The organism is Paenibacillus naphthalenovorans, assembly GCF_900099895.1.
Taxonomy (GTDB): domain Bacteria; phylum Bacillota; class Bacilli; order Paenibacillales; family NBRC-103111; genus Paenibacillus_G; species Paenibacillus_G naphthalenovorans.
Genome location: NZ_FNDY01000059.1, coordinates 1 through 10,936 on the forward strand (window position 1 = coordinate 1; position 10,936 = coordinate 10,936).

Below are 10,936 nucleotides of genomic sequence, written 5' to 3' on the forward strand. Positions count from 1 at the left end.
AAGGGGGATATCGCAAATGTGGATCGTGTTGGATCGGTCGGTAAAATTGACGATACCGTGGACATATCCAGCGAAGACCTTAAGGTAATGCGTGACTTGGCTGAGATGAAGTCGATTCAGAATTTCGTGACATTGACACCGACTGTACAAGTGACAACGGGGCCGATTTCTAGGGAAGTAGACGTCGATGAAGTTATTCGCCGCATCGAGAACGTCATGGATCAGGAAATTGAATCCTCGGCCCAAGGAATTTACGACGGACAGTAGAAAATTTTTGAATCCCTCTCGAAATATGGTGCGTATTATCCGATAATTGGGAATATAAACGATTACGGGAGGGATTAAATTGAAAAAGGGTTTAATCACATTGGTTACTGGGATATTTATCGGTGCTACTGCTACTCTGGCAATACCTGCATACGCTGCAGTCAAGCAGTACATATTGACGCAAGTAAACTATCCGATCATTGTGAATGGGGTCGAGTATAAAGATCCGGATCGTCCTATTTTAAATTATGAGGGCAGCACGTACATTCCTTTGGCGAAGATCGGAGACTTGACCGGCGTCAATTATCAGTGGAACGATACGCTTAAGCGGGTTGAGATCGGTAGTATACCGGCGCGGGAGCCTGATAAGAATGAGTCCGCAGCTGAAGGCAATAAGAACGGATGCGATATCGCTGGTCAAAAAGGCGCTACACTTTGCCCGGATACGGTGATTGAATGGCCTGAAGAACCAGGGTATAAAGGGTATCCCGATTCAGAAGACCCATCATATCAGATGGCGATTGCCATGGGACGTGCTGCAGACGATTACCCACCACTCATGAGCGAGGGATGGATATCAGAAGCAATGCTGAGAGAGATAGAGTACATTACTGTTGCAGTGAACAACGAGGAGCAAATAATCTACTTTACTAAATGGAGCACATCAGGTATTACAAGTTTGATGGATTTAAAAGTTTCAACGGATGTTATTTCCGCACAAACAGGTGATTTTGTTGAAGGAAGCATCCGTATCAAAAAGTATTACGGAAATTTCTTTTACAGCATAAGCGATCTGCAAAAAGCAGGGATTTTCTAAGGCGCTCCTCCGAGCGTCTTTTATTTTTGTCACAAAGGAAGTGAGACAATTGGCAACGACCGAAATCAAACCGTTCACGATGCAAATTAGTTGGAATAATGGAGCCGAGGGTTGGCAATTTCCGGTGCTTCCGGAGAAGATCAACATAAAGCGTGATGGTGCCGGTAAGGACTACGACATCATTAAGACTGGAAAAATAAGGACTATTGAGAAACCAGAACTTACAGAGATTAGCTTTGAGAGTTTCTTCCCGGCTAAAAAGTATCCCTTCGTAAACGAGATATTTCGTGAGGACCCGAGATGGATTCCTCAACCGCATAATTTCGTTAATGACATCCTCAAATGGTGGGACACTGGTTATCCTGTGCGCTTTATTTATATTGGCAGTGATGCAGTTAACGAGTCAAGTAAACTCAGTCTTCCCATGTCAATCGTCTCTTTTGAGCGATGGGAAGAAGGCGGCTCGCCAGGAGATATCTTTTATTCGCTCAAGTTAAAGGAATACGTCTTTTACTCGGCCAAGAGAATCACAGCGGTCCAGCAAGACGGTCAAACTGTGCTACGTGCTGAACCGCCCAAACGCCCGGATGAACGGGTGCCACCGACAACATATACGTTAAAACCCGGTGATTCTCTTATCAAAGTTGCAAAGATGCAATTGGGTAATTCCGGCCGGTGGAGGGAGATTCAGCAGCTTAACGGCATAACCGATTCTGAGGTACGCAGGCTCCAGGTTGGCCGTGTTCTACAACTGCCGCCAAAGTAGGGGGGATAAGTTTGTTTAAAGCGGTCATTGATAATCTGAACGGCACTTTGTGGGATATCTCAGAGCTTTGTTCAGAAGTCACTTGGAAAACGAGCAGGATCGGTAAGCCTTCTGTCATGGACGTGACATTTATTGAAGATGCATTGTATCAGTCCAAAGATTTTACTTATCACAATGGGAACGTGATTCGGGTGGAAGTAGATGGCCAAGGCTTTTTCTGGGGTAGGGTTTTCGTTAATGAATCTGGAAAAGATGAGCCGGTCAAACTCAGAGCATATGATCAGCTCCGGTATCTGAACGAGGCCGATACCTACGTGCGAAAGAACGTTCGGGCGGACGAGGTTATCCGGGATCAATGTGCCCCGGCTAACTTAACAGTGGGTACGCTCGCGAATACACAGTTTGTCATCCCGAAAGTGATGGAAGACGGGCAGAAACGCATGGATATCTGTTGTAAGGCGCTCGACAGTACATTGCTTGCCACTGGTCGTCTTTTTGTCTTATACGACGATTACGGCAGTATAGTATTGCGCGATGTAAACGACATGGTGATCGACCTGATTCTTGGTGATGAAAGTCTCGTATTTAATTATCGAATCAAGCGTTCGATTGATGATGACACCTACAACCGCGTAAAGCTCGTCCAGGACAACAAAAACACCGGTAGACGAGATGTATACATTGCAGAGGACAGTGTCAATATTGCCAAATGGGGACGTCTTCAGTATTACCAGAAAGTCGATGACAAGCTGAACGCAGCACAGATCAACGGGATTAAGGATAGGTTCTTGGAGCTGAAAAACCGGGAAAAGGAAACATTCACATTGGATGCGCTCGGTTTTGTCGGGATGCGGGCCGGTATCAAAGTGCAAGTTACGATTGAGAAGCTTGGGATAAGCCAATATTATCTGGTCGAAGAATGCACACACCGCCTTGCGGGTGAAGATCATACAATGAAACTGGAATTGAAGGTGTACGGATGAGCCTAAACGATAGGGTTAAAAAAATCACAAGGGGTTACCTCGGGTCCGTAAAACTCTCCGATGTGATGTTTGCCGAGGTAACCAAAGTCAATCCTCTCGAAGTGAATGCCGATCAGCGGCTCCCACTCGATGAGGATTTTTTAATTATTCCGGAGCATATGACGGAATACAAGATCATGGTCGGCGCTCAAGAGGTTACCGTACGCCGCGGCCTTGAGGTCGGGGATAAAGTGATCCTAATACGGCAGCAAGGTGGCTTAAACTTTGTCATCGTTGGGAGGTTGACAGAATGATCTTTCCACCTAGCGCGGTACTCGGGAAGGTTGAAGAGGAGGAGCGGCAAACAAGCCGAACGTACCGTTTAGACCTTGAAAATAATCGAATCACCGGTATGATCGACGGACTTGATGCGGTCCGGCAGACTGTATTTATGATTATGAGCACCGAACGGTTTGCCTATTTCATTTATTCTGAAAACTACGGTATGGAACGGCGTTCTGTTGGCGGATTCAGTCTTGAACTTCAACGATGGATTTCTGAGGCACTGCTGCAGGACGACCGAATAACCGGTATCGAAGACTTTGAGACAACTATCCGCGGTGACCAAGCCGATGTGAGTTTTACGGTTGTTTCTATTTTCGGCCGATTTGCGGAAAGGAGGACGTTCGCCAGTGTATGAAGACCGGACCTTTGAAAATATCTTGCAGGAGATGCTGAGTACTGTTCCCAGTAATATTGATAAACGGGAAGGCAGCATCATCTATAATGCCTTGGCTCCGGCCGCTAAGAAACTTTCCGAAGCCTACGCAGAAATGGGGCGGAATAATCGGCTTTCTCATGCTCAAACTTCAAGCGGAGAAGAGTTGAGAAGGCGCGGGGCCGACTTCGGGGTTGATCCGCAGCCGGCATCGAAGGCGATCCGGAAAGGGATATTTTACAATGCTCAAGGCGCTCTAATCGATGTACCACTTGAAGGTAGATACTCTGCCGGCGGACTAAACTTCAAGGTTATTGAAAAGATCGCAACCGGCGAATTCAAGCTAGAATGTGAAACAGCCGGTGCCGCTGGAAATGTACCGACTGGCACTTTGCTGCCTATGGACTATTTGAACGGATTGGCCAGCGCGCAACTGACCGACGTATTGGTTCCGGGGGAGGATGACGAATCAGATGAGGCGTACCGCGCGCGATTTTTCGCACAGGTCCGCACACCGCCTACAAGCGGAAATCGAGCGGCATACCGAAAGTGGGCTCTCGAAGTGGCGGGTGTCGGAGATGCTTATGTTCAGCCCCATTGGAATGGTCCTAATACGGTGAAAGTGTACATCTTGGGGACGGACAGGCTTCCGGCGGCTGCGGGTATTGTTCAAGCTGTGAAAGACTATATCGATCCGAATATCGGCCTTGGAGAAGGAATGGGCGAGGGAGTTGCACCGGCTGGAGCCGTGACAACTGCAGAAGCAGCCCCGGCTGTCTCCGTTAACGTGACCGCGACGGTGGTGCTGAACGGAACCCGGACTCTCGCTCAGGTAACCGCTGATTTTGAAGCATCTCTGACAGCTCACTTGGCCGAGATCGCCAAGAACGCATTTTCCGTTACTGGCGGTGATCGCAGCGTGAAATACGCCAGGATCGGCACGTTGTTACTTGATACTCCGGGAGTATCTGATTACAACGCGGCCAGTCTGCTGGTGAATGGTGGAACAGCAAATGTAACGGTATCGCCTGGGTCCGTAGCGGTTAAAGGGACGGTGACATTGAGTGAGTGATTTTCTAATAACCTCACCAAGCGGTACGGAAATGCTCGGCGAACTGCCGGACTACTACGAGCCGATTCTTGAAATGCGTGTGATAGTTCAGGCAGAAGGAGCGAAATTTGATCAGCTGCAGGCTGATATCGAGGATCAATTAAATCAGCGTTTTGTCGGGACTGCAACGTGGGATCTGCCAAACTGGGAAGAGGAGCTTGGAATCGTTCCCCGGGCTGGCCAGCCTATCGAACAGCGCAGAGCGGTTGTCCAATCGAAGATACGCGGCTACGGGAAGTTCTCGGGTCGGCTTCTTAAGAATGTGGCAGAGGCTTACGACAACGGAACGGTCGATGTTTCTTTCGATCCGCCGACAAGCACGTTCACCGTTCGGTTTGTCAGCACACGTGGTATCCCACCTAACCTGAACAACATACAAGAGGCCATACGAGAGATTGTACCGGCTTATTTGGTGGTAAGCTTCGAATTCACATATCTCACGTGGGATGAGTTGGACAGCAAGGCATTTACATGGGACATGTTTGACGCTCAAGGGTTTACGTGGGATTCACTTGAAGTTTACCGACCGTAATTGTACGAAATGGAGGAATAGACATGCCGGAATTAACACCAAGGCTAGGCATAAAGAAACCCCTCGGTAACGAGTCTGTTTCAAGGGCGGCACAGAACGAAAATTACGACATAATCGACACTAATGCCGCAAAAAAGACGGACTTAGATGACCATACGGCGGCTACGACCGGGATTCACGGGGCGACATCGGCGGCAACGCCTAATGCGATTATGCAGCGTGACGCGAACGGGAGGGCTAAGGCAGCTGCTCCTGCGGCGGCAGACGACATCGCACGGAAGGCCGAGGTTGACGCGGTAGGAGCGGTAGCAAATAATGCCCTACCTAAAGCTGGTGGGACGATGACGGGTGCATTAATCGCAGACAGGGACGTTAATACAAATGATACAAGGTTATACCAGAACCTAGCTTCGTATAAGGATAACGGAAGTCCAATAACTGGTACAATTAAAATTGCTCTGCCGAAGACATGGAGTAATACAATGATGGTTATCCGTATTGTTGGTTATGACTATTCGGCATTTGCGGCATGGGAATTAATTGTTTCTGGATATAACATTACAACTCCAGCGTGGCTTCAATATTCGGCAGAAGTTAGAGGTAACGCTCCTTTTAATCAAGTTAGACTAGCTCATGATGGCACAGTCAATTGTATCTTATTGGGTACAACCTCTACTGCTTGGAGATACCCTCATATCGCGGTAGTCGAAATGCAGACATCGTACAATAACGTAACAGGCTGGGAAACTGGCTGGAATATTTCTTGTATTACAAGTGAAACAGGAATCACCAATATAGTAACACCAACCTTAAGGAAAGCGTGGAACTCTGAAAATGATGGCGCTGGAAGTGGGCTTGATGCGGATACGGTAAGAGGGTATGTTCCAGTTAATAAAGCTGGCGACACAATGACTGGGGACTTACTAATGTCTGGAGTAACCCGTTTAATAAGGCAAACAAACAGGACATCTCGGATTGTGTTAGATGGGGCTGATGGCGGTTCTGCATCTTGGGGTGCTCATATTGTTGTTGAGGGAAACGATTATGGCGGTACTGGACTTGGTGGGAACTTAACATTAACCCCCGGCAATGGAAAAAAAGCTAGAATTTATGATGGTCTAGCTTCTGCATTTTATGACATATGGCACACAGGCATGTTACGTACAACAAACGGATATCTTGAAGTTTTAATAGGAGGGAGTTGGAGACCAGTGGGAGGAGCTGTAAAGGTTCAGAGGGGGCAGGCTACGATTCCGGCCGCTTCTAACACCGTTAACGTAACTGTTTCGTCTATACCTGACTTAACAAAAGCGTATATCATTATTAGTCACACGGGATTCGGTAACGGGATTAGGGCCACGCTAACATCAGCTACAAACCTTGAACTATATAGAAACCAAACGTCAAGCATTGACACGTTAGTTACTTGGCAAATAATCGAGCATGTGAACTAAAACTAGCAGGAGGGGAAAAGAATGTTTAAATACGCACAGATCGACGTTGAAACAGGCGTTTGCGTTGCCGTCTCTATCCTGAGCGGCGAGGTTATAGCGGATCACATGATCCCACTCACGGAAACGGATGACGTTGAACCAAGAGATACATACGACAAAGAAACGAAAACTTGGACGAAAGCAGAACCGCTACCGCCCGAGCATCCCGTACCGAGCAAAATAGAGCAGCTGGAAGCTGAAATTGCTAACCTCAATGCCCAAAACATCGAATTGTGGGAAATTTTGATAACTAAAGGAGTGGTTTAATCATGACAATCTATCAAGCGTTGGTGCAAGGTTATGCAAGAGCAATCTACATTGATGGATTGCGGACATTTACGAGCATCATCCCGGCCTATGTCGAGCCGGTGAAGCAATACGCCGCGGCAAACTATACTCCCTATCAGATCGATACCGCACTGGCCAAGGAATATATCTCGCAGCAGGATTATGCGGACACATTGGCATATATACCGTCAGCGTCATAAATCTATAACTGGACAATCAAGCCCTGAGCCGATCGGGGTTATTTTTATGCCCGGAAAAAGGGCAGAAAGAGGTTATACATGCAGAGATTTGTACAAGCAGTGTATAGTTTAGAAACGTTGGCTAAACCTGCTAACGCGGGGGCGGCTTTTCTCGGTGCAATAGTGGGCCCGTTAATCGCTCAAGCATTTGGCAGCGGGAAGTTTTGGGTTTACGCTCTGTTAATAGCAATTGTTGTCGCTGATTGGATTGCTGGCAGTGTAGCTGCCAAGAAAACAGGAACATTTTCAAGCGAGTACGGAATAGCAGGGGTATTCCGTACGACCTTGTTGCTCTGGATCCCGTTTATCGGCTGGCTTTTGGATAAGGTTACCCTGCATGTATTCGGTGTAGAGCAGCCCGGGTACGCGTTTTACGCTTTGACGATTGCATTAGCCTATCACAGCTGGGAGAGCATGACGGCCAACGCATACCGCGCCGGGTGGGAGAAATGGATTCCTAAGTTTGTTGTGGAGTATATATCGTCTGAAATCAAAGCCAAGGCTGAACGGGCCATGAAGCAGAAAGGAGAAAACAAACAATGAAATTTATGATCGATGCCGGACACGGAGGGAAAGATCCGGGAGCTGTAGGCAATGGTCTGCAAGAAAAGGATCTTACGTTAAAACTGGCGTTGCGGATCGGTGAGTTGCTTACAGCCCGCGGCGCAGATGTCAGATACACAAGAACGAACGACGTATTCTTGGAGCTGTCCGACAGGGCAAAAGCGGCAAATGCCGCGGGAGTGCAGTATTTCCTCAGCGTTCATATCAATGCAGGGGGTGGGTCAGGATTCGAGTCGTTCACTTATAACGGGACTACCGGCGCCACGGCAGCTTATCGGAATCTGATTCATCGACATGTTGCCGCGGAGTTCAGTAAAGTGGGCCTTTCCGATCGTGGCCAGAAGCAAGCTAACCTTGCCGTGCTCCGTGAAACGAAAATGCCCGCGGCTCTGTTGGAATACGGATTTATCGATAACGGGAAGGACTCCACTCTGCTGAAAGATCCCGGATTCATCGAGAGGCTGGCCGCATCGACGGCAAATGGTGTAGCTGAAGCATTTGGCCTGCCAGCACCGCAACAGAAAGATGATGTGTCCGATTGGGCTCGGGAAGCTTGGGATTGGGCGGTGGCATCCGGCATTACAGACGGAACTCGACCAAAGGATGCGGTTACTCGTGAAGAGGTTGTAACGATGCTGCATAGACTGATGAAAAAGTAAGAACTTACCCCACTGGCTACGGCTGGTGGGGATTTTTTTTGTTTTCAAAAGAGCATGTATATGTAAAGGCCAGCCTTGCAAAACTGGCTCGTGGCGGAATTCCGCGACCGTCCCGGCCGTAGCCGGTAGGTTTCGGCCCGATCCGCTTCGGGCCATCGTCAGGCGGGTTCTTCCTGTCCTTCTTTCAATCCACAAACGAGGAATGCAGGACCATGACCGGCTCCTGGGTCATCGTAACAGTTGCGAGTGTGCTTATGAATGAACTTACGTTTACCTTCCTCTTGACTGCAAAATTCGCAATTTTCGTTTGTTAATGGACCATCCATTGTTACAATGTTTCCGACTTCTCCTTCCAAGCACTCCGAACATATATTACGCAAAATATTTCCTCCGTGTGTTAGTGATCTCAGAGTCACTAGATAAACTTTATTTGCCATCCCTCATACCTCCCGCATTTAAGGCCCGCCGGCTTATTTTCGTATCACCCTAATCAATGCCACTACCGATAAAACCAAAGCCGCTATACTGACGATCCAAGTTACAGTGTTCATCGGGATTATCCTCCAGGTTTATTTTGTGAAGCATCTATGTTAAGATTGGGAGAGAGGGCCGGGTCGACTCCGACCCTCTCCGAGGAACCTTTTAACGTTTGCGTGGTGCGCGGCGTTTGGTTCCTTTTTTCTTTTTCCTCATCGGCGTCTTCCGTAGTATTAACCAAGCTGTTATCATTTGGATGATTGCCGTTATGAGGTTTACCCAATCCTTCATTTTCTCACCCTTTCGGGAAGTCTTATGTATCAACTTCCTGATATAAATATACAACATGTTGATATAAAAGTCAATAAAAATTATTAACTAGTTGATATTTATTTTTAATTAGTGTATATATTTAGATAGGAGGTGGTAATGATTTATGATCATAAACCGCTTGAGCGAGATAATGGGTCGGAAACGACTAAAGATAGCCGATGTAGTTGCGGGAACAGGGCTGGCAATAAATACGGTTTCCGGCCTTTATCATGACAAGGTTAAACGTGTAGATTTAGAGACGCTTGACAAGCTTTGCTTGTTTTTGGATGTTGGGGTTGGAGATATACTGGAATACCATAGAGAGCAGGATCAGGGGTAATTTCTCCTGTTCTTTTTTTGTTTGTTCTTATAATAAAGTTTAAAAAACAAACGGAGGAATGAGCAAAGGGGGTTGCGCTGCTTCCTCGTGGTGGATATCCGCGACCATCCTGGCAAACAGCCGGTAGGTTTCGCCCCGGTTTACACCGGGGCTCGTCGGGTGGATTAACGTAATGCAAGAACTAGGGAGATAATACTGATCACTAAAGCCACAATACTAATTACCAGGGCAACCTTCAAAATTTTGGAGCTATTCATATTATCGTCCCCTTTGTGATATAATGGATGTAACGAGAAAGAACCAGCACCCTTATATTTCACCATCCCCCTAGAGGGGGCCCGCCATAGCGGGCCGTTGAGTTAGTCGCTCAGTGTGATGATGAGGGAGATAATCGAGTTTGTCAGGCTAATGATTGCACTCACTAGCGTGATGATTACAACCCGATTATCGTCTTGCTGTTTCTTTCTCTTTTGCTTGAAATTAAAAATGTATCTGATTTGATTAAACGTGTTGAGGAATCCCGCTGATGAAGCGGGCATTTTTTTTAAAAATTTCCTCTTGCTTACAGAACATTTGTTCGGTATATAATTATGAAAAGAACATTCGTTCTGAATCGGGAGGGAATAAACTTATGAGACTGACTCAAAAACAACAAAAGTTTTTCCAAGCTATCCAGTCCTTTTTAAGAGAACACAAGTATCCACCTTCTGTTCGGGATCTTTGTGCTTTAACAGGTCTGAAGTCACCAAGTACAGCACACGGCTATTTGGAGCGTTTGAAAAAGAAAGGACTAATAGAGTGGGAGTCATCCAAGCCGCGAACATTAAAAATTGCTCGGTGAGGTGATGAACATGGAGTGGAAATTGCAAAAGTACATCGGTCGCACCATCGAAATCATCTACCTTGGCCGCGATAACAGTATCACGCAACGGCGGATTGAAGTCCGCACGGTTAACGCCGGTATCGTAAAAGCCTACTGCTTTGAACGGAAAGGGCCGCGGTTGTTCCGGGTTGAAAACATTCTGGCCATGCAGCCGGTGAAGCGCTATGCTGTCTGATATCGAACGGAAGGTACTGCGAATCATCGGTAATTTCTCAGTCGCCCGGCGGCGTATGCCAACTATTAATGAGCTGATGATCAAGACAGGTCGAGATCGCCGAGGCGTCATGGAGGTACTGGCGACCCTTACCCGAGAGCGGTACATCATTTGGGCTCCGGATAAACCTGATCGAATTGAGCTGCTAGAAGCCTGGGAGCGTAAACCGACATTGCCGCGGCACTGGCATGATACTTTATATTCGGAAATAAAATAAGCCCCTGAGGTGCTTCCTCAAGGGGCTTTTGCCGGTGCTTCCGGACGAATTTATATTACCATGAATATCCAAATAGG

At 47.3% G+C, this 10,936-nt stretch carries 16 protein-coding genes and 1 pseudogene; 16 read left to right on the forward strand and 1 reads right to left on the reverse strand.

Annotated elements, in window-relative coordinates; translation table 11 throughout:
* From BLT35_RS25490 to BLT35_RS25550, 13 genes and pseudogenes are all read left to right on the forward strand, one after another.
* Positions 1-267 (forward strand): annotated as a pseudogene (locus tag BLT35_RS25490) (hypothetical protein); the annotation flags it as partial.
* Between the two features lie 79 nt (positions 268-346).
* Entirely contained in the window at positions 347-1,084 is a 738-nt protein-coding gene (locus BLT35_RS25495; RefSeq protein ID WP_074730166.1) for a hypothetical protein, read from the forward strand.
* 49 nt (positions 1,085-1,133) lie between these two features.
* A complete protein-coding gene (locus BLT35_RS25500) occupies positions 1,134-1,850 on the forward strand; it encodes a LysM peptidoglycan-binding domain-containing protein (RefSeq protein WP_254777674.1) in 717 nt (238 codons plus the stop codon).
* 11 nt (positions 1,851-1,861) lie between these two features.
* On the forward strand, positions 1,862-2,833 hold the full coding sequence (locus BLT35_RS25505) for an XkdQ/YqbQ family protein (protein ID WP_074730167.1): 972 nt from the start codon (positions 1,862-1,864) through the stop codon (positions 2,831-2,833).
* Complete coding sequence (locus tag BLT35_RS25510) at positions 2,830-3,126, forward strand: DUF2577 domain-containing protein (protein ID WP_074730168.1); 297 nt, start codon at positions 2,830-2,832, stop codon at positions 3,124-3,126. The genes BLT35_RS25505 and BLT35_RS25510 overlap by 4 nt, the downstream gene beginning before the upstream one ends.
* Positions 3,123-3,512, forward strand: coding sequence for a DUF2634 domain-containing protein (locus BLT35_RS25515; protein ID WP_074730169.1), 390 nt, complete (start codon positions 3,123-3,125; stop codon positions 3,510-3,512). The genes BLT35_RS25510 and BLT35_RS25515 overlap by 4 nt, the downstream gene beginning before the upstream one ends.
* A gap of 31 nt (positions 3,513-3,543) precedes the next feature.
* Entirely contained in the window at positions 3,544-4,602 is a 1,059-nt protein-coding gene (locus tag BLT35_RS25520; RefSeq protein ID WP_254777675.1) for a baseplate J/gp47 family protein, read from the forward strand.
* Entirely contained in the window at positions 4,595-5,173 is a 579-nt protein-coding gene (locus BLT35_RS25525; RefSeq protein ID WP_074730171.1) for a putative phage tail protein, read from the forward strand. Before BLT35_RS25520 ends, BLT35_RS25525 begins: the two co-directional genes overlap by 8 nt.
* A gap of 23 nt (positions 5,174-5,196) precedes the next feature.
* On the forward strand, positions 5,197-6,627 hold the full coding sequence (locus tag BLT35_RS25530) for a hypothetical protein (protein WP_074730172.1): 1,431 nt from the start codon (positions 5,197-5,199) through the stop codon (positions 6,625-6,627).
* Between the two features lie 21 nt (positions 6,628-6,648).
* Complete coding sequence (locus BLT35_RS25535) at positions 6,649-6,933, forward strand: hypothetical protein (protein ID WP_074730173.1); 285 nt, start codon at positions 6,649-6,651, stop codon at positions 6,931-6,933.
* Between the two features lie 2 nt (positions 6,934-6,935).
* Positions 6,936-7,154 carry a hypothetical protein gene (locus tag BLT35_RS25540; protein WP_074730174.1) on the forward strand — a complete coding sequence of 73 codons (219 nt, stop codon included), beginning with the start codon at positions 6,936-6,938 and terminating at the stop codon, positions 7,152-7,154.
* Between the two features lie 78 nt (positions 7,155-7,232).
* Positions 7,233-7,736, forward strand: coding sequence for a phage holin family protein (locus BLT35_RS25545; protein ID WP_074730175.1), 504 nt, complete (start codon positions 7,233-7,235; stop codon positions 7,734-7,736).
* The gene (locus BLT35_RS25550) at positions 7,733-8,416 is read left to right on the forward strand and encodes an N-acetylmuramoyl-L-alanine amidase family protein (RefSeq protein WP_074730176.1); all 684 of its coding nucleotides are present in this window, start codon (positions 7,733-7,735) and stop codon (positions 8,414-8,416) included. The genes BLT35_RS25545 and BLT35_RS25550 overlap by 4 nt, the downstream gene beginning before the upstream one ends.
* Before the next feature lie 158 nt (positions 8,417-8,574).
* On the opposite strand, the gene BLT35_RS25555 is transcribed toward BLT35_RS25550, so the two are convergent.
* On the reverse strand, positions 8,575-8,853 hold the full coding sequence (locus BLT35_RS25555; RefSeq protein WP_074730177.1) for a hypothetical protein: 279 nt from the start codon (positions 8,851-8,853) through the stop codon (positions 8,575-8,577).
* 476 nt (positions 8,854-9,329) lie between these two features.
* Here BLT35_RS25555 and BLT35_RS25560 point away from each other — a divergent pair, with 476 nt between their 5' ends.
* The 3 genes from BLT35_RS25560 to BLT35_RS25575 all read left to right on the forward strand — a co-directional run bounded on the left by BLT35_RS25560 (position 9,330) and on the right by BLT35_RS25575 (position 10,603).
* Positions 9,330-9,545, forward strand: coding sequence for a helix-turn-helix domain-containing protein (locus BLT35_RS25560; protein WP_074730178.1), 216 nt, complete (start codon positions 9,330-9,332; stop codon positions 9,543-9,545).
* 631 nt (positions 9,546-10,176) lie between these two features.
* A complete protein-coding gene (locus tag BLT35_RS25570; protein WP_074730180.1) occupies positions 10,177-10,386 on the forward strand; it encodes a LexA family protein in 210 nt (69 codons plus the stop codon).
* A gap of 10 nt (positions 10,387-10,396) precedes the next feature.
* On the forward strand, positions 10,397-10,603 hold the full coding sequence (locus BLT35_RS25575; protein WP_074730181.1) for a hypothetical protein: 207 nt from the start codon (positions 10,397-10,399) through the stop codon (positions 10,601-10,603).
* The last annotated feature ends 333 nt before the right edge of the window (positions 10,604-10,936 follow it).